The following is a 16,848-nucleotide window of genomic DNA, read 5'->3' as shown; positions in this document are numbered from 1 at the left end:
TACTTCATCCAGTACGCTACCTTTGGACTTGCCGAAAACTCATCATAGAACAGTGCAATCGTACCTACAACGAAGGTAGCTCTCCTGTTGTGACGCTTAAACGCTTAGAATAGTATTCACTTCTGTGAACCGCCGCGTTGCGCCGCCGTCCTCGTGAATCGAAATAGGCAAATCATGTTTTTAGACAGTTTTTATTCCGTCCAAGGTGGACGAATCGTTATCACTGCACCCCAGGCTAGCCATTTTGCGAAGGAAGTGGCCGGCGACTTCAACCCGATCCATGATCCGGATGCTCGCCGCTTTTGCGTACCCGGCGATCTTTTGTTTGCTATTGTTCTGGCACGCTTAGGCCTGTCAGAATCCATGACATTCGAATTTCGCAACCTGCTTGGTGCTGAAATACCGCTTGAATTACGAGAAGGCGCCGACGGCCACATAGACGTTTGCGACGATGCCGGCAAGGTGTACCTGGAAGTGCATCGCAGCGGTGCACAGACTCGCGACGAAACCGTTATCGAAGAACTCATCCGTTGTTACGTTGCAGCTTCGGGCAAGAACTTCCCTCACACACTGAAGCCGTTGATGGAGTCCAGGGGCGTCATGTTCAACCCCGACCGCCCGATGGTGATGTACGAAAGCATGAGCCTGAAACTCAACGACCTGGACAACCCGGAGCCGGATCTTGAGCTGAGCAATGCCGAGCTGGATATCGTCGGCAAGCGTGGCAATGTAACTCTGGAATACCACCTGATGTCTGCCGGAAATGCCGTCGGTGAAATTGCCAAACGTCTACTGTTAGGCAGTCTTCGCGAGTATTGCCCCGACGCAATGGCGGGTATAGTCGAGGAATTTTACCGCCTAAAGGCAAGAGGCACTCGACTGGGCATGGACGAGGCCGGCTCCTGACTGGGGCCTGCGTCTAAACGTCAAGGCGACTGGCTCTTTCGCCTTGACGCGGAAAGTCTTTCGAGTTTTCAAGCAATCCTGCACGCCTTCCCTTCTGCTTTTTATGCAATGTATCCAATCCGTCGCTAACCTGTTGGTGAAGGGTCTGAGCCAGCTCGCGAGAGCTAGTACTGGCGGCAACAGCCAGAGCTGGATGGAACATCACATCCACTCTCACCGAGGGTTTTCTCAGTAGACGGACCAAGTGCGCGACGAACTCGTCGTCACCCACAAAAGGCACCAGATGATCGGGTTGCCCGTCCCGGTGGTACGCAATCGTTATCGCCTGCACCGGACACCGGGCCGCGATCGCTGCGCCTAGCAGGCGCGAGTGAAACGGCCGGACGCTGTCGCCAACGGTCGTGGTTCCTTCAGGAAACACCAGCACGCTGCCTCCCGCTTCAAGGGTCGAGACCAAGGCTTGACGCACCGCAGCGAAATCACCAGCACCACGTTTTACAAAAATGGTACCAACCTCACGCGCAATCCAACCAATCAATGGCCATGAAGCGACCTCACGTTTGGAAAGGAATCGCAAAGGAAAACCAGCAGCCAATATCGGTATATCGGTCCAGGAAACGTGATTGCACACGCGCAATGCCGAGCCTTCCATTGCCAAGCCGTGGGTCTGGATGCGCATACCCAGTAGTCGACACAAGACCGCGCAATACGCATTCACCAGGTTGGTCCGATCGATTTTTTGCATACTGCAAAGTTCAAAGGCCCGCAACATCACAAGGGTTATTACGCTGAGCAACACAAACCCTACAAACGCACTCAGGCGCATGAATAACCGAAGACTCTCAGCAATACACGTCATCTTGCTCAAGCGGATCTGGCCCCAAGGTTGTAACGCCGCGCATAACGGGCTGCCAGTCTATCCACACTCAACAGCACCAGTAAGTCTGCGCAACGGAATGCGGGATCCCAGCAAGGCTCACCACACACCTCTGCACCCAGGCGCATATAACTGCGGATCAGCGGAGGAATCGCCACCTTGTCTGTTTGTGCTCGATGACTCGCAAGGTGCGGCAAAGTGCGCCGTGGTGTTACCCTGAAGACCTCTGCCGCCAGGTGCTCCTGCTGAACCTGCTGTGCAACGCACCAAGCTTTGTAGCCGCCATCAAGCATGCTGATACTGGCGCAGCCCAGAAGATAGTCTATGCCTTCTTTGACTAAATATTGTGCCACTTCGGACCATAGCATGCTCAGTGCAGCGCCCGAGCGGCAATCACTGCGGATGCAGGTCCGTCCCAGTTCCGCAAACACCCCGGGGTTTCGTTTCAGGCGATCGAGATCGAACTCGTCTTCCGAATAGAAGCCACCGATTCTGGCTGCGACTTCACCATGAAGCAGGCGTGAGGTTGCAACCACTTCACCGCTTTGGTCTAGGACCACGAAATGTTCACACCAGGCGTCAAATCTATCCTGGTCAATATCGTTATCCGGTTCAAGCTCAGCGCCGTATTCGCTTGTGAAGACTTGATACCTTAGCCGCTGAGCTGCGACGATCTGGGCCGGTTCCGTTGCCACACAGGAGGTAAACTTCCGCCCCTTGCTAGCTGCTGTGGAGTGACTTTGCATAGGCTAATCCCGTTGACTGGCTGATTCGTTGCCGCCGCTGATCTTCAGCAGACCGGTCTAATCAGAAGGTAAGTCGACGGCATTGCACTTAGATGAAGAGTTTGCGACGAATCAATGACAGCTCAGTCGGCGCCAGCCTTGACCAGCACCACGCTCGCGCCATTACAGGTTCTCACCCTTGTTGTACCAGTGCATTCTGGCAGCGGCCCTTAACCATTCGTCTTCTGACTTGGTGGGCAGCCAATGATCGTAATTCGCACTGGCATTGAGCAGAAAATCCATAAGGATCAGATGGCTGCGCAGAACGCGATGATGGCGATGAGTCACCAGCGGGTTGAAAAGACCCTCCCGGCTAAAAAGCTGGCGGGGGCGCTTACGCAACCAACGCCACGAGCCCATCTCAAGGGTAAGCGGCAACCAGGGCGCACTGGCCTCTCGATTGTGGCGCTTATAAAAATAGTCCCAGAGGTCACCATGGGTAACATAGTGCTCTGATTGCGGCTCGAACTGATAGTCATGATGGGGGTAAGCTTGCTGCCACAGCAACTTCAGCGCCATAACCGACGAGATATTACGCATTGGACGGCGCCGGTAAGCGTAGGGAAACCAGATCTGATCGCGCCAGCCGAAACCGGAGTGGCAATCGAGCGATACACTGAACGGGCGTCCCGGCAACACCTCTTCGATGATATTCTGCAAGGCCAGATTTTCCGGCTCCATCTCTTGATCGGATTTGCCTCTATACCATGGGAGCAAAGGCGATATGCGCTGCCCGCCCACCAAAAACATGCTCTGGCTTTGGGCAGAAATGGGCGCATTGCGCATGAGGTCCACGCCAGCGGGGTTGCTGCGTCGGTTGAGAAACATGCCGCCGGGATTGAGTATCGGCACAACCACCAGACGGACGTGTTGCAGCAATTCAGACAGATGTTCGTCCCAGCACAGCCTGTTCGACAAGTTACGAAGCCATGCCAGAACCACCTGGGTGCCGATACGCTCCAGCCCGTGCACGCCACCCAGCAGCAACATCGCTGGTCGGTCCGCCGGAGCATTGCCTACATCGACACGGTAAATTGGGAGTTCAAGTGAGCCCACCGAAATACTCGCGCTCACCTGCGCAGAAAACTGTGCCGGCGACTCAGCAAGGATACGCTCCAGCTCAATCAGTTCGGGCAACCGTCGCCGCAACATGCGTCGCTGCTTTTCATCACGCAGACTCTGCTGTTCTGGAATTACCTTGATATGAGTCAGGTCGCTCAGCTCAGTCATTGATTCTATCTCTGCTAAATGTGTCAAAAATAGCGGAGCAAAGTGAAACCAATGTGTCATTTTTACTACGGGTGCATGTCAAGCGCGAGGTGCAGCGCTTCTTAAACGATCCAGCAACCTGAGGTTACCCGATTACGACCGTTTTGATGGACCTAGAGGCAGATAGCTGAACGGCTCAGTCATGCCGCATGCGCCGAGCCTAAAAAGGCCACGATAGAGAGTTTTACTTTATGGCAGGTAGCGATAAATAAAGATGTTGATATGTATTAGGCTGGGACAACAGGGATATAGTTTCTGGTAAATCTAGCCGTCAGTATGGTCAGAGTTAACATTGATAACGGTAGTTACAGGTAAAAATGGAGGCGCGGGTCGGAATCGAACCGGCGTACACGGAGTTGCAGTCCGCTGCATAACCACTCTGCCACCGCGCCGGGTAAGCCTGGATCTTGGCTTTTGCTCTCAGGAGGCATTGAGAGACTTGGAAATGGAGCGGGAAACGAGACTCGAACTCGCGACCCCAACCTTGGCAAGGTTGTGCTCTACCAACTGAGCTATTCCCGCTCTACGTTCAGAGGCATTGCCTCGTCAACGGATGCGTATTCTACGGATTCCGCCCGAGGCGTCAACACCTTTTTTCAAGTTTCTGTTTTTACGGCAATTGTGCATAAAGTTTAGCCACTCTCATCAAACGTCAGCGCAACCTGTCGGTGCGGACAATACTTGAATTCAACCTATTAAAACCGAGGCGCTCGACCGGGTGCTCAGCCATAAGCGGTTGGGCCATACCTGCGAAAGTTACTGGCAGATGAAGGCCAGAATCTTTAAGCTGAGCGGGAACCTTACAGTATGATGGGCAGGGGTAAACTCTTTCTGTGGCGACCTATTCGGAGCTTTCTTCCAAGTATTCCAACGAGCGTGGCATCGTTGAGCACAATGGCAGCGCCCTGGTCGTTTCTGGCAACTGGACTCTACCCTATTATGCGTCGATCAAGCGGCAGGTTTCAGACCTTCACGGTAAACATTCCGGTGCCGTTAAACTGGACCTTAACCAGCTAGACCGCGTTGATACCGCCGGCGCCGCACTGATTGTCAAGTTGGTTGGTGCTGAGGCGCTACTCGCAGCGCTGGACTCCGACGTCCTCGCCGAAGAGCAGCTGCAGCTACTGAAAGCGGTTGCCCAGGCCATGACCCAGGGCACTTACCAACCACCCAGCATCAACCCCGTGCGACAGTTTCTGGCACAGATCGGTCAGAAGGTCACAGCGATTGCACGTCTGGTGTGGATATTGGCGGGATTTATTGGCCAAACTCTGGCGACTCTGTTTTATATTCTTCCTCGCCCCAGGCGCTGGCGCTTCACCCCCTTTGTTGCAGCCGTTCATGATACTGGCCTGAACGCACTTCCCATTGTTGCCCTGCTGACATTCCTGGTGGGTGCCGTAGTCGCTTTCCTGGGTGCGACCGTGCTTGATGACTTTGGTGCCACCATTTACACCGTTAATCTGGTCGCTTTTTCCTTTCTCAGGGAATTTGGCGTGCTTTTAGCAGCTATTTTGTTGGCGGGCCGAACCGCCAGTTCGTTCACCGCTCAGATCGGCTCGATGAAGGTGAATGAAGAGCTCGACGCTATTCGCACTCTTGGCCTGAACCCTGTCGAACTCTTAGTAGTGCCACGTGTGCTCGCCATGATGCTCAGTCTGCCCGTATTGACCTTTGTCGGGATGATATCGGGAATGGTCGGCGGTGCCATGGTCTGCGCCCTGGTATTGGACATTCCCCTCACTCAGTTCATGGCCATTGTGGAGCGGGACATCGCCCTCAAGCATTTTCTGGTGGGAATCGGTAAGGCACCCGTGTTTGCCTTCCTGATTGCCGTTATTGGTTGCCTTGAGGGCTTCAAAGTCGCCGGCAGTGCCCAGTCCGTAGGCGAACACACCACATCCAGCGTTGTTCAGTCTATCTTTATGGTTATCCTACTGGATTCCATTGCTGCTTTGTTTTTTATGGAAATGGGCTGGTAACGCATGAAAGCAAGCCGACAGAGCCAACATTCATCAACCTCGCCCATTATTCAAGTCAGGGGCTTATGTAACCAATTTGGCAGCCTTGTGATACATGAGGATCTGGACCTGGATTTGTTCCCTGGCGAGATCCTCGGCGTGGTGGGCGGCTCAGGCACCGGCAAATCCGTTCTCCTACGAAGCATCGTGGGATTACAAGCGCCCTCTTCTGGCCATATTCAAGTGTTCGGCGTTGATCTCACTGAGCTTTCCGAGCCGGAACGGTCGGTCTATGAACAGCGATTCGGTGTATTGTTTCAAGGCGGCGCACTGTTTACCTCGCTCACACTCGAACAGAATATATCCTTGCCATTAATTGAGCACGCGAAGCTGAGCCGACCGGATGCTATTGAATTGGCCAGAATGAAGCTGGCGTTGACAGGTCTTCCGCCCGAGGCTGCGGTAAAATTTCCGGCAGAATTATCCGGAGGCATGGTTAAGCGCGCCGCCTTGGCAAGGGCACTGGCGCTAGACCCTGAAATTCTGTTTCTTGATGAGCCCACAGCCGGGCTCGACCCCATTGGCGCTGCTGCTTTTGATGAACTGATCGTGACATTAAGCAACGCCCTCGGCCTGACCGTATTTCTTGTGACCCACGATCTGGATACCCTTTACGCCAGTTGCGATCGAGTTGCGGTCTTGTCCCAGAAAAAGGTCCTGGTGGCGGATACGCTCGAGCACGTTGCTGAAACCAACGACGATTGGATCAAGCAGTATTTTCACGGTCCAAGGGGTCGGGCAGCCATTGCTGCCAAACATAGGTTGACCGGACAGGAGTCCCATTAATGGAGCCAAAGGCCCACCACGTTATTATCGGACTGTTCACCCTGGTGGCAGTTGCCGCCGCCCTGGTGTTCGCGCTCTGGCTTGGCAAGTCGTCCAACGATCGGGAGTGGGCCTATTATCAGATCGGTTTTGACCACCCGGTCGGCGGTCTTTCCCGCGGGAATCCGGTGCTGTACAGCGGAGTGCCGGTTGGCGACGTACTTGAACTCTCTCTGGCTCCGGATAACCCCGCTCACGTCCAAGCTTTGGTGCGTGTCGACAAGGACATCCCAGTGCGGGAAAACACTCGTGCAGAACTGGTGCTGGCAAACATCACGGGCAGCATGAGCATTCAGTTTACCGGCGGCACAACCGACAGTCCTGTGTTACAGGGCGACAGGGATGACCCGCCGCTCATCACCGCCAATCGGTCTGCCTTTTCTAACCTGTTGAACAATGGCGAGGCCATGCTCTCCAGCGCGGAACAATTACTGGCCAGCATGGGCCACCTTCTCGCCTCGGAAAATATCGATAATGTAACCGCTATTCTGGACAATACCCGACAAGCCACCGAGGCGCTGCTTGCTAACCGTGATGAACTCCTCGCTCTGATGGAGCAGTTTGATACCGCTGCCATTCGCGCCGAGGAAGCGGCCATCAAGGTCTCTGAAACCTCGGATCTCGCCAGCGTTGTCCTGGTGGATGAGATATCGCCAGTGCTGGCGGCGATGAGTCAGGCATTAACCACCATCCAGCCCACACTTGGCCGCCTGGACAAGCTGACTGAAGATAACGAAAACGCTTTAGATATCGGCCTGCAGGGCCTTGGGGAAATCACGCCCGTACTCCGTGAAATGCGAAACACTTTGCGCACCCTGAATTCGTTTACCCGTCGGCTGGAAGAAGACCCAATGGGCACGCTTCGGGGTGGACCTACTATCCAAGAGGTTGAACAATGACAGCCGGGATCGCACGACTCGCTATTTTAACCGCTTCAATCACCCTGACCGCATGCACGGTTTTTCCGACACCAGAGCCGCCAAGAGTCATGGATTTGGCGCCCAGCGCCGATCAGGCCAAACTTAACCCGGCCAAGCAGGTGTCTTTGAGAATTGACACACCGCTGGCCTCTCATCCTCTGGACAGCTCCCGTATTTTGCTGAAACCTTCACCCTATGAGTTTCAGGCTGTGCCGGGTGTTCGCTGGCGCGACAGCATGCCGGTTGTATTGCGGGATCACCTGATACAAAGCTATCGAAAGAGCGGTGCGTTCAAAAAGATCGTCACCGACACCAGCCCCGCAACCACAACGCACACGCTGATTTCGGAGCTGACGGCATTTCACGCAGAAAACAGATCCGACGGCGCTTTTGTGGTGATTGATCTACATACAGAAGTGATGAACAACCGATCGAGGCACACTCTGTGCGCAGACAGTCACAGGCTGGAATTGAAGGCAGAGAGCGCCGTCATTGAGGATCTGGTCGTCACCTTCAGCGAAGGCGCTCAGGCACTTTCAGCAAGCACCAACCGCTGGGTTTTTGACTGCCTGGGCGACGACAAACGCCTTTAGCCGCTCAACCCATCACGCTTCATCGGCAGGAAACAGGTCTGGCCAAGCCGCTTTCAGGTACAGGAACATTGACCACAAGGTGAGCACCGCAGCCACATAGAGCAGACCAACCGACACGTAGGCCAGAAGCTCACCTGGCGGAAACGCCAGCAAGCCAATAATCGCGACCATCTGAGCGGTGGTTTTGATCTTTCCGATGTAGGAAACCGCAACACTCGCCCGGCTGCCTATCTCCGCCATCCACTCTCGCAACGCCGAGATGACGATTTCACGACCGATAATAATCGTGGCCGGAATCGTCAGCAGGACCGCAGCGTGCTCCTGGATCAGAACGGCCAGGGCAACCGCCACCATTAACTTATCGGCTACCGGGTCCAGAAAGGCACCAAACGGTGTGCTCTGATCCAGCTTGCGAGCCAGATAACCGTCCAGCCAATCAGTGATCGCCGCCAGCGTAAAAATGCCGGCACTGACCATGTAACTCCATTGCACCGGGAGGTAGAAAATAACCACAAACACCGGAATCATCACAATGCGAGACATGGTCAAAACGTTGGGTAAATTCATGGTCTTCCTATTCATCGTGCAATGCTGCGTAGATGGATTCTGCAAGAGCTTTACTAATGCCCTGCACCTTAATCATTTCATCCACACTGGCTTTGCGGATTTCCTGTATGCCACCAAAATACCGAATAAGCTCTCGGCGCCGCTTGGGGCCAACCCCCTCGATACCCTCAAGGGTCGATTGCCGGCGCTTTTTGTCGCGGCGAGCCCGGTGCCCGGTGATGGCGAAACGATGGGATTCGTCCCTGATATGCTGAATAAGGTGCAGCGCGGGTGAATCTGCCGGTACCCGGAATACATCACCCGTCATGGCATCGATCAGTTGCTCCATGCCGGCACGGCGCGTTACGCCCTTTGCCACCCCGATCAGAGGAATATCAGAAATCCCTAGCTCATCAAACACTTCACGGGCAATGTTCAGCTGCCCTTTACCACCGTCGATCAACACAAGCTGTGGTCGCTTGCCCTCTCCGTTAACCAATCGTCGATAGCGACGGGTCAAAACCTGGCGCATGGCAGCGTAGTCATCGCCGGCGGTAATCCCCTCAATGTTGTACAGACGGTAATCGCTTTTCAGAGGCCCATTCTCGTCGAAAACCACACAAGATGCGACGGTATTTTCCCCGTGGCTGTGGCTGATATCAAAACACTCCATGCGGGCCGGGGTTTCTGCCAACTCCAGTAGGTCTCTGAGCGCCAGCAGACGCCGAAACACAGTTTCTTTACTGGCCAGGTGGGTCAGCAGCGTTTGCTGAGCATTCGTCATGGCCAACTCAAGCCAGCGGCGGCGCTCTCCGCGCACATTGCCACGGATGCGGGTATCACGACTAGCCGCTTCGCTCAAAGCCTGCGCCAACAGTTCCTCACCGTCTACCGGAACCGGCACCAGGATATCCCGTGGAATTTCCCGCCGGGTGTCACCGCCAAAATAGTATTGCCCTAAAAAAGCCGCCAGCAATTCCCCTTCAGACTGCTCCAGCGAGAACCGGGGGAAATAGTCCTTGGTGCCCAACACTCGGCCACCCCGAACAATAATCACCACTACGCACACCACGCCGGCCTCCTGAGCAATGGCGATAACATCGGCATCGCCACCCTCACCGTCCACCGACTGCTGCTCTTGAACATGGCGCAAGTGATTAATCTGATCCCGATAAGCGGCCGCTTTTTCAAACTGCAGTTCTTTAGACGCAGCCTCCATCGTATTCATCAGGTCTTGCAGGATGGCCGGGTTCTTCCCTTCCAGAAACATGGTGGCGTGACGGATATCCTGTTGATACTCCTCGGGGCTTATGTACTCTACGCAAGGAGCGGTGCAACGATTAATCTGATACTGAAGGCAAGGACGATTTCTATTTCTGAAATAGCTTTCATTACAAGATCTTATACGGAAAATCTTTTGTAAAATATTAAGACTTTCCTTAACCGCGCCAGAGCTCGGAAACGGTCCGAACCAAGTACCGCCGCCTTTTTTGGTGCGGCCCCGGCGAAAGGTCAGTGAAGGGTAATCGCTGTGTGAGGACAAGTAGATGTAAGGGTACGACTTGTCGTCACGCAACAGGATGTTATAGGGCGGCCGCAATGACTTGATCAGATTTTGTTCCAGCAGGAGTGCTTCTGTCTCGCTGCCAGTGATGGTGACTTCGATGGCTTCGATTTTGCTGACCAGGGCCTCAGTTTTCGGGGCGAGGCCGGTCTTGCGGAAATAACTGCTGACGCGCTTTTTGAGGTTGCGGGCTTTACCCACATACAGAACGTTACCGCTGTCACCGAACATGCGATAGACACCGGGGCGCTCTGTCAGTTGCTTAAGGAAGTTTTTGCTGTCGAACTTCCCGTCGGTTTCCGGAGAGTCAGACCTTATCGGCATCCAGTAATCCAAGTCTAACCGCCATCAACGCCAGTTCTACGTCGCTGGAGATCTCCAGTTTCTCAAAGATTCGGTAGCGGTAACTGTTGACGGTTTTCGGGCTCAAGCACAGCTTGTCCGAGATGTCCTGCACCTTCTGACAATCCACCACCATCATGGCAATTTGCATTTCCCGCTCGGACAGGCGCTCGAACAGTGACAGTTCACCGTCTTCTTCGCGATCGCCACCCAACGTTTTCAGCGCCATCTTCTGGGCAATTTCCGGGCTTATATAGCGCTGACCGGCATGCGCCTTTCGAATCGCACGAACCATTTCCTGGATGTCAGCACCCTTGGTGATATACGCCGTAGCGCCGCTCTGCATCACCCGAGCCGGATAAGGATCGTCTGCACAGGCCGTGACCACAATAACGCGAATAGAGTCGTCAATCCGAAGGATGCGGCGAGTTGCTTCGAGGCCACCGATGCCCGGCATGCGGATATCCATCAGAACAATGTCTGGACGGTTCTGGCGAACGAACTCGATGGCGTCTTCACCCGAGGAGGCCTGGCCAAGCACTTCAATACCGGGATCATCCACCAACATGCGGGTAATACCTGAGCGTACCAGTTCGTGATCGTCTACAACGAGTACTCTGATCAAATTTCACCTCGCAGTCAGGTAGGGGGAAAACACGCCGATTGTAACGGTTACCGGGGCCCACGGGTAGGCGCTCCGGCCAACGACCTCAAATGGCCGTCACAAAAACATCCGGGCCTAGGCAGGGGCGCCCAAGCTGGCGGTGTTTTCAACCGGATCAAACCAGATCACGAGATCACCCCTGCGCACGGCAGCAAGCACACGAGCCCGCTCTGTCAGGGGATTTTCCGTATCATTCAAGCCGTGATAGCGAGTGCAGTATTCCTCGGCCAGCCCTTCAAGCTGGTCGTCGGCCAGCAGATCAAAGTCCACCACAAACATTTCCTGCCGCGGATCAACCTCTGGCTCTCGTTCTGCCTCATCGTTCATAACATCTCCAATCAGTCGCTGTATGTTACGGTTTTATGAGCAGGACAAGAACCCCCGTCATTGAAGACAGTTTTCAGCTTTCCGGTCAGCGTGTGCGGAATCCGGCGATCAGTTGACGCATGGATACCGATTCCTGGCGCAGCGCATCGCTGATCAGGCGGGTGCTCTCAACGTTCCCGGTCAGGGTTTCTGCGCTGATCGACAGGGCCTCGGCCCGGCGCCCTACCCGCCCCACCTCATCCCGCTGCAGGGTGACCGATGTCCGGATATTGTTACTGTGGTGCTCCAGCTCATCAAACTGGGACTTCAGCTGCACCAGGTGGGCTTTCAGTGCCAACAGATTACTCCTGTTCTGCTCGCCGGCCTCACGCATCTCCGATAGAAGATCGTCAACACTGCCAACACCGGTAACCAGATCCTGGACCCACTGACGAATGTTACGAGTGGACTCCGCCGTTCTCCGAGACAAGGTGCGCACCTCATCGGCAACCACGGCAAAGCCCCGCCCGTGCTCCCCTGCCCGTGCGGCCTCAATCGCCGCATTCAACGCCAGTAAATTGGTTTGCTCGGCGATGTCTGCAATTACCCCGATTACCTGTTCGATCTTACCGGTGGATTCGTTCAAGGCGTGTATCGAGTTCGAAACCCGGGAAATGACATCGACAGTATGCTCAGCGGCCTGTTCGCTGCTTTGTAAGCCATTCTGCACCTCACTGTTGGCCGATACTGCCTGATGCACCGTGACAGCCGACTGCTCGGTCGCCACCTCAATCCGCGAGGCCTGATCGGCGATGGCGGCCATAGAGGCGGTCACATCCGCCGTTTGCCCGCGCGTCGCTTCCGAGGCGCTCTGAAGCGCTTCGGCACCGCCATCCAGAGCGACAGAACGCTGGTCCAGGGCGTTGGCGGCTTGCTTTATATCACCAATAAACTCTTCGAACCGCCTGACCAACCCCTCCAAAGCACCGGCAACCCCGGCAACTTCATCCCTGCCTTTGAGCACCGGTATACGGGTAAGATCCGAGTTTTTCTCCATCGCAACGAGCTCGCGCTCCATGCCCTGCAACCGAACAATCACGGATTGGCGCAGCCAGAGCGTGATCACAACCACCACCACAAAAAAAGCCAGGGAGCCCGCCAGCAGGATCGATTGCTGGCGGGCCAGATAGTCCAGCAACTCATCGGCATCCGTGGAGACGATGTCCCTGCTGGTGGCCTAACGTTCCTTGATCGCCGACAGCATCGGCTCCAGTGCGGGAAACAGCTGAAAATCAACCACCTGCCCCACCCGGTAGTAACTCTTTTCCGCGATTCCCGATTCCATGTTGCTCATTAACGTCAACACCCGCTCATAGGACTGCGCGGTATCGTCAGCCCAGGAACGCAAACTGGCGCTGCCGCGAACCCGCTGCCATCGCTCCGGCAGGGACAAGCTCAGGTGGTCAAATTCGGCTTCGATTTCGTCCCAGAGCAACAATTGGGCTTTCACCTTGAACGCGAGATCCTGCAGCCGGCGGTGATCTTGCTCCAGATCGATCAACACCCAGGATTCATGAAGGTTCTGACGCACCAGGGTTTCGGATGCGCCCTCGGCTTTCAGGATGATCACCCAGGACAGCGCTGCCAGGCCAGCCACGGCGCCAAGGGAAAGCAGGGCGAAGAAGAATATTCGTGCACGTACGGTGGCCAGCATAACAACTCCAATTGGGACTCAGACCCGGGGAGAACATGCCTTGTTTATGACGCTTTTGTTGCGGCATTGGCATCAATATACCGACTCGCCGTTTTTGCCACCTTCAAATGACGCCCGCAATTGACTATCATCGCCGCTTTTAAACGTTTGGATGCTAATGAACAACACCGTCTTCCGGCTCACGCTCCCGATCCTGTTCGGCTACCTGCCCCTGGGCATGGCGTTTGGCGTGCTGTTTGCGACGCAACTGGATTATGCGTGGTGGGTAGCCCCATTGATGGGACTGGTGATCTATGCGGGTTCCGGGCAGATTCTGGCGGTCAGCTTGCTGGCCGCCCATGCCGGACTACTGGAAGTTGCCATCGCGATGTTTGTGCTGAATGCCCGGCATCTGTTCTACGGCCTCTCCCTGCTCGGGCAATTCCGAGGCGCTGGCTGGCGCAAAGGGTATCTTATTTTCGGCCTGACCGACGAAACCTATTCGCTGCTCACCAGCCGACCCCAGTCTGCAGACCGCCAGCATGAGCAGGACGTGGATTTCAGAATCACCGCGTTCAACCAGGTCTACTGGATTGTCGGCTGTGGCGCCGGCGGATTGCTGGGCGAACTGGTGGCGTTCAACAGTACCGGTATCGAGTTTGCGCTGGTGGCATTGTTTATTGTGCTGACGATTGAACAGATCAAAGCGCTGGGCAACGGATTTCCGCTCTGGGCCGGGGCGTTTTCAGCAGGCATTGCCATGGTGCTGGTGCCGGCAACCCACCAACTGATTACGGCGATCGCTATCGTCACTGCCGTACTGCTATTGCATTACAGAAGGCACCGGCAAGAACCGGCAGGGGTAAATCATGGCTGAGCCGTACTATCTGGCGGGATTTATTGCGGTGTCTGCCCTGGCAACCTTTGCCACGCGAGTGGTGCCCTTTCTGTTTTTCGAGCGCCATACCGAACATCCGCTGGTGCAGCACATCGGGCGGTATTTGCCGGCCGCCGTCATGGCCTTGCTGGCCATCATCTTTTTGCAACGTTCAGCAGACTGGAACGCCAGCCTGCCCGGCCTGGATGCGCTACTACCCGGTTTACTGGTTGTGGTGATTCATCTCTGGCGCCGGAATGCCCTGCTATCTATCGCACTGGGCACCATCGCCTACATGACCATTCAACAAACTGGCTGGCTGCTCTGATCAGGCGCCGTCTTCAACATTCGCCACCAGCCTGGAGTCTTCCAGCGCGGCGGTACGGTGCTTTACCACACCCTTGTACTCCGGGCTTTCGATCATCTGCAGAAAGGCATTGACGGAGGGGTACCGGACCAGCAGCACCTGATCCCAGGATTCGTCAGGAGGCGCGATCAAGGAGCCCACAGAGCGCCCGGACCAGACAACCTCGGCACTGACAGACCGTACACACTCGGCCGCCTCTTTCATGTACCGTTCATAGGCGTCGCGGCCGGAACAGGTCGCACTCTCGTCCTTATAATCTGCCTGATCACGAAATCTCAAAAGATTTAGCATGACGACGGGCTGATTTTTGGGAGTTTCCTGCAATACTTTCCTTAACTCTTCCTGAGATGGATCGATGGTCGCCATGTGTGTCCTGTTGATCATTGGTAAAACGTTACGGTACACCTAATCCGTGTAACAAACAGTAAAGCAAAATTCCTGGCGATGCACCAGTTGCATGTCGTTCAGGCTACGGCACAGGGTCTTTAGCTTGCTAAATTGACCTTCATCAAGCGTCATTTTGCCAGTGCCGGCATAGTGGTATGAACGCAATAATGCCATCGCACATCTGGCACTGACTGAAAGGCGACTGACCGTGAATAAACTACCCGTAACGCTTGCTGCTTTGGGGCTCGCTGCGTGCTCCGGTCTGGCGCTGGCGGCGCCCATGGGAGACGCCAGCCGAGGCGCTGCCGCGGCCGGTGTCTGTGCCGCCTGCCACCAGGCGGATGGCAGCGGCATGAACATCGCCAGCGGCGAATCCTGGCCCAGACTGGCCGGGCTAGAGGCCGACTACATTGCGAAGCAACTGCACGACTACAAATCCGGTAGCCGAGTGAACGCCAGCATGATGCCGTTTGCCAACATGTTGAATGACCAGCAAATCGCCGACGTAGCCGCGCATTATACCAGCCTGCCGGCAACCCCGGGCAAGGGCGGTGAATCCGCAGACGAGGCCACCTTCAAACGAGGCCAACAGCTGGCCGAAAGGGGCGACTGGTCTGACTACATTGTTTCGTGCAAAAGCTGTCACGGCCCCGACAATCAGGGCGCCGGGGACATCTTCCCCGGCATTGCCGGCCAGCACGCCGGCTACATCGAAGCACAATTGAAATCCTGGAAAGCCGGCAACCGAAAAAATGATCCGCAGGACCTGATGGGGGCCATAGCCCGCCGGATGAGCGATGACGACATTCACGCCGTCGCGGCCTGGCTTGCCAACCAGAACCCTGCGGCCAACTAAAAGGATTCCTGCATCATGATTCGCACCCTAACTTTCGCGGCGCTGTCTGGAACCCTTCTGTTTTCAGGGAATGCTTCCGCAGTCGACGACAGAACCCAGCAGTACATCGATACCCTGGTCGAGCTGGGCTACCCGGCACCCAAGGACAACGAACTGGTTCATATCCCGCCGACCCTGGAGGATCTGGAAGAGGCCAAACTGCACCCGGAACTGAAACGGGTAATCCGTCGGGGCTACGACCTGTTCACCAACACCCAACAGCTACGGGGCGAGAACGTGTTCAACAATATGAACTGCTCCAGCTGCCACCTCGGTGAAGGCCGCCAGCCGTTCAGTGCACCGATCTGGCCGGCGGCAGTAGCACTGCCCAACTTCCGCCCGAAGAATGCTCACGTCAATAACCTGGAAGAGCGCATCGCGGGCTGCTTTACCTATTCCATGAACGGCATGCCGCCGGAATATGGCAGCGACAACATGCTCGCAATGACCGCCTACCATCAATGGCTGGCGAAAGGTGTTCCCATGTATCCGCAGCAGCCCCTATACGGCCGCGGCTACCCTGCCCCTGACCGGCCAGAGGAGCTGAGCTACGCCCGGGGTGAAGCCGCTTACCAGGAAAAATGCGCGGTTTGCCACGCAGATGATGGCGAAGGCCTCCGCCTGGGTGACCACACAGTATTTCCGGCCACCTGGGGCGACATGTCCAACAATTGGGGTGCCGGCATTGTTCGGGTATTCACGGCGGCTGGCTTTATCAAGAACAACATGCCGCTGGGCCAACCCAACAGCCTGAGTGATCAGGAAGCCTGGGACATCGCCTTATACATGAGCAGTCAGGAGCGCCCGCAAGATCCTCGCTACACCGGTGATGTCAAAGAAACGCTTGAACAGACGGGGCCCACCTTTCACAAGGACTCACTGTACGGCCAAACCAGAGAAACCGACAGTCATGTGTTGGGAGATCACCGCAACCTTGGTGAGAAGACGTTCCTGAAACCGGATACCGTCCGGCCACGGACCTTTGAATAACCCGGGTAGCACCGGGTTCCA

19 protein-coding genes and 2 tRNA genes are annotated in these 16,848 nt (G+C 55.6%); 9 read left to right on the top strand and 12 right to left on the bottom strand.

The window, feature by feature from the left end:
- Positions 1 to 174: 174 nt before the first annotated feature.
- Positions 175 to 906 carry a DUF3581 family protein gene (locus IBX51_RS11620; protein WP_291831415.1) on the top strand — a complete coding sequence of 244 codons (732 nt, stop codon included), beginning with the start codon at positions 175 to 177 and terminating at the stop codon, positions 904 to 906.
- A 13-nt stretch (positions 907 to 919) separates the two neighbouring features.
- On the opposite strand, the gene IBX51_RS11615 is transcribed toward IBX51_RS11620, so the two are convergent.
- From IBX51_RS11615 to IBX51_RS11595, 5 genes are all read right to left on the bottom strand, one after another.
- Positions 920 to 1,732: a 1-acyl-sn-glycerol-3-phosphate acyltransferase gene (locus IBX51_RS11615; protein WP_291831414.1), complete on the bottom strand. Its 813-nt coding sequence runs from the start codon at positions 1,730 to 1,732 to the stop codon at positions 920 to 922.
- 38 nt (positions 1,733 to 1,770) lie between these two features.
- On the bottom strand, positions 1,771 to 2,478 hold the full coding sequence (locus tag IBX51_RS11610) for a GNAT family N-acyltransferase (RefSeq protein WP_291831412.1): 708 nt from the start codon (positions 2,476 to 2,478) through the stop codon (positions 1,771 to 1,773).
- 213 nt (positions 2,479 to 2,691) lie between these two features.
- Complete coding sequence (locus IBX51_RS11605) at positions 2,692 to 3,798, bottom strand: M14 family zinc carboxypeptidase (protein ID WP_291831410.1); 1,107 nt, start codon at positions 3,796 to 3,798, stop codon at positions 2,692 to 2,694.
- Positions 3,799 to 4,155: 357 nt separating this feature from the next.
- A tRNA-Cys gene (locus IBX51_RS11600) sits at positions 4,156 to 4,229 on the bottom strand.
- A gap of 54 nt (positions 4,230 to 4,283) precedes the next feature.
- Positions 4,284 to 4,359, bottom strand: a tRNA-Gly gene (locus IBX51_RS11595).
- Positions 4,360 to 4,784: 425 nt separating this feature from the next.
- Here IBX51_RS11595 and IBX51_RS11590 point away from each other — a divergent pair.
- The 4 genes from IBX51_RS11590 to IBX51_RS11575 are packed head-to-tail and all read left to right on the top strand — an operon-like array spanning position 4,785 to position 8,196.
- On the top strand, positions 4,785 to 5,819 hold the full coding sequence (locus tag IBX51_RS11590) for an ABC transporter permease (protein WP_291831416.1): 1,035 nt from the start codon (positions 4,785 to 4,787) through the stop codon (positions 5,817 to 5,819).
- Positions 5,820 to 5,822: 3 nt separating this feature from the next.
- On the top strand, positions 5,823 to 6,644 hold the full coding sequence (locus tag IBX51_RS11585; RefSeq protein WP_291831409.1) for an ABC transporter ATP-binding protein: 822 nt from the start codon (positions 5,823 to 5,825) through the stop codon (positions 6,642 to 6,644).
- The gene (locus IBX51_RS11580) at positions 6,644 to 7,582 is read left to right on the top strand and encodes an MlaD family protein (protein ID WP_291831407.1); all 939 of its coding nucleotides are present in this window, start codon (positions 6,644 to 6,646) and stop codon (positions 7,580 to 7,582) included. The genes IBX51_RS11585 and IBX51_RS11580 overlap by 1 nt, the downstream gene beginning before the upstream one ends.
- Positions 7,579 to 8,196, top strand: coding sequence for an ABC-type transport auxiliary lipoprotein family protein (locus tag IBX51_RS11575; protein WP_291831406.1), 618 nt, complete (start codon positions 7,579 to 7,581; stop codon positions 8,194 to 8,196). The genes IBX51_RS11580 and IBX51_RS11575 overlap by 4 nt, the downstream gene beginning before the upstream one ends.
- 12 nt (positions 8,197 to 8,208) lie before the next feature.
- Here the strand turns inward: IBX51_RS11575 and pgsA are convergent, their stop codons facing one another.
- The 6 genes from pgsA to IBX51_RS11545 all read right to left on the bottom strand — a co-directional run bounded on the left by pgsA (position 8,209) and on the right by IBX51_RS11545 (position 13,332).
- Positions 8,209 to 8,763, bottom strand: coding sequence for a CDP-diacylglycerol--glycerol-3-phosphate 3-phosphatidyltransferase (gene pgsA / locus IBX51_RS11570; protein WP_291831405.1), 555 nt, complete (start codon positions 8,761 to 8,763; stop codon positions 8,209 to 8,211).
- A 7-nt stretch (positions 8,764 to 8,770) separates the two neighbouring features.
- Positions 8,771 to 10,630, bottom strand: a complete 1,860-nt coding sequence (gene uvrC / locus IBX51_RS11565; RefSeq protein WP_291831403.1) for an excinuclease ABC subunit UvrC — start codon at positions 10,628 to 10,630, stop codon at positions 8,771 to 8,773.
- A complete protein-coding gene (uvrY, locus tag IBX51_RS11560) occupies positions 10,614 to 11,273 on the bottom strand; it encodes a UvrY/SirA/GacA family response regulator transcription factor (RefSeq protein ID WP_291831402.1) in 660 nt (219 codons plus the stop codon). The genes uvrC and uvrY overlap by 17 nt, the downstream gene beginning before the upstream one ends.
- Before the next feature lie 114 nt (positions 11,274 to 11,387).
- The gene (locus IBX51_RS11555) at positions 11,388 to 11,639 is read right to left on the bottom strand and encodes a hypothetical protein (protein WP_291831400.1); all 252 of its coding nucleotides are present in this window, start codon (positions 11,637 to 11,639) and stop codon (positions 11,388 to 11,390) included.
- An 85-nt stretch (positions 11,640 to 11,724) separates the two neighbouring features.
- Positions 11,725 to 12,816 carry a methyl-accepting chemotaxis protein gene (locus IBX51_RS11550; protein ID WP_291831399.1) on the bottom strand — a complete coding sequence of 364 codons (1,092 nt, stop codon included), beginning with the start codon at positions 12,814 to 12,816 and terminating at the stop codon, positions 11,725 to 11,727.
- A 39-nt stretch (positions 12,817 to 12,855) separates the two neighbouring features.
- Positions 12,856 to 13,332 carry a hypothetical protein gene (locus IBX51_RS11545; protein WP_291831398.1) on the bottom strand — a complete coding sequence of 159 codons (477 nt, stop codon included), beginning with the start codon at positions 13,330 to 13,332 and terminating at the stop codon, positions 12,856 to 12,858.
- 157 nt (positions 13,333 to 13,489) lie between these two features.
- Here IBX51_RS11545 and IBX51_RS11540 point away from each other — a divergent pair, with 157 nt between their 5' ends.
- Both IBX51_RS11540 and IBX51_RS11535 read left to right on the top strand, forming a co-directional pair.
- Entirely contained in the window at positions 13,490 to 14,188 is a 699-nt protein-coding gene (locus IBX51_RS11540) for an AzlC family ABC transporter permease (RefSeq protein WP_291831397.1), read from the top strand.
- Positions 14,181 to 14,516 carry a branched-chain amino acid transporter permease gene (locus tag IBX51_RS11535; protein WP_291831396.1) on the top strand — a complete coding sequence of 112 codons (336 nt, stop codon included), beginning with the start codon at positions 14,181 to 14,183 and terminating at the stop codon, positions 14,514 to 14,516. Before IBX51_RS11540 ends, IBX51_RS11535 begins: the two co-directional genes overlap by 8 nt.
- On the opposite strand, the gene IBX51_RS11530 is transcribed toward IBX51_RS11535, so the two are convergent.
- A complete protein-coding gene (locus IBX51_RS11530) occupies positions 14,517 to 14,921 on the bottom strand; it encodes a DUF1330 domain-containing protein (protein ID WP_291831395.1) in 405 nt (134 codons plus the stop codon).
- 229 nt (positions 14,922 to 15,150) lie between these two features.
- Here IBX51_RS11530 and IBX51_RS11525 point away from each other — a divergent pair, with 229 nt between their 5' ends.
- Both IBX51_RS11525 and IBX51_RS11520 read left to right on the top strand, forming a co-directional pair.
- The gene (locus IBX51_RS11525) at positions 15,151 to 15,798 is read left to right on the top strand and encodes a c-type cytochrome (protein ID WP_291831394.1); all 648 of its coding nucleotides are present in this window, start codon (positions 15,151 to 15,153) and stop codon (positions 15,796 to 15,798) included.
- Positions 15,799 to 15,813: 15 nt separating this feature from the next.
- The gene (locus tag IBX51_RS11520) at positions 15,814 to 16,827 is read left to right on the top strand and encodes a c-type cytochrome (RefSeq protein ID WP_291831393.1); all 1,014 of its coding nucleotides are present in this window, start codon (positions 15,814 to 15,816) and stop codon (positions 16,825 to 16,827) included.
- Positions 16,828 to 16,848: the final 21 nt, after the last annotated feature.

Source organism: Marinobacter sp. (genome assembly GCF_014859525.1).
Lineage (GTDB): Bacteria > Pseudomonadota > Gammaproteobacteria > Pseudomonadales > Oleiphilaceae > Marinobacter.
Note: the sequence above shows the minus strand (reverse complement) of the source record. Positions and strands in the feature narration are given on the sequence as shown.

What these genes read in the sequence shown, in the direction of transcription:
- IBX51_RS11620 (WP_291831415.1), top strand. Translation starts at nt 175, where the DNA reads ATGTTTTTAGACAGTTTTTATTCCGTCCAAGGTGGACGAATCGTTATC.
- IBX51_RS11615 (WP_291831414.1), bottom strand. Translation starts at nt 1,732, where the DNA reads ATGCGCCTGAGTGCGTTTGTAGGGTTTGTGTTGCTCAGCGTAATAACC.
- IBX51_RS11605 (WP_291831410.1), bottom strand. Translation starts at nt 3,798, where the DNA reads ATGACTGAGCTGAGCGACCTGACTCATATCAAGGTAATTCCAGAACAG.
- IBX51_RS11585 (WP_291831409.1), top strand. Translation starts at nt 5,823, where the DNA reads ATGAAAGCAAGCCGACAGAGCCAACATTCATCAACCTCGCCCATTATT.
- IBX51_RS11580 (WP_291831407.1), top strand. Translation starts at nt 6,644, where the DNA reads ATGGAGCCAAAGGCCCACCACGTTATTATCGGACTGTTCACCCTGGTG.
- IBX51_RS11575 (WP_291831406.1), top strand. Translation starts at nt 7,579, where the DNA reads ATGACAGCCGGGATCGCACGACTCGCTATTTTAACCGCTTCAATCACC.
- pgsA (WP_291831405.1), bottom strand. Translation starts at nt 8,763, where the DNA reads ATGAATTTACCCAACGTTTTGACCATGTCTCGCATTGTGATGATTCCG.
- uvrC (WP_291831403.1), bottom strand. Translation starts at nt 10,630, where the DNA reads ATGCCGATAAGGTCTGACTCTCCGGAAACCGACGGGAAGTTCGACAGC.
- IBX51_RS11555 (WP_291831400.1), bottom strand. Translation starts at nt 11,639, where the DNA reads ATGAACGATGAGGCAGAACGAGAGCCAGAGGTTGATCCGCGGCAGGAA.
- IBX51_RS11545 (WP_291831398.1), bottom strand. Translation starts at nt 13,332, where the DNA reads ATGCTGGCCACCGTACGTGCACGAATATTCTTCTTCGCCCTGCTTTCC.
- IBX51_RS11540 (WP_291831397.1), top strand. Translation starts at nt 13,490, where the DNA reads ATGAACAACACCGTCTTCCGGCTCACGCTCCCGATCCTGTTCGGCTAC.
- IBX51_RS11535 (WP_291831396.1), top strand. Translation starts at nt 14,181, where the DNA reads ATGGCTGAGCCGTACTATCTGGCGGGATTTATTGCGGTGTCTGCCCTG.
- IBX51_RS11530 (WP_291831395.1), bottom strand. Translation starts at nt 14,921, where the DNA reads ATGGCGACCATCGATCCATCTCAGGAAGAGTTAAGGAAAGTATTGCAG.
- IBX51_RS11520 (WP_291831393.1), top strand. Translation starts at nt 15,814, where the DNA reads ATGATTCGCACCCTAACTTTCGCGGCGCTGTCTGGAACCCTTCTGTTT.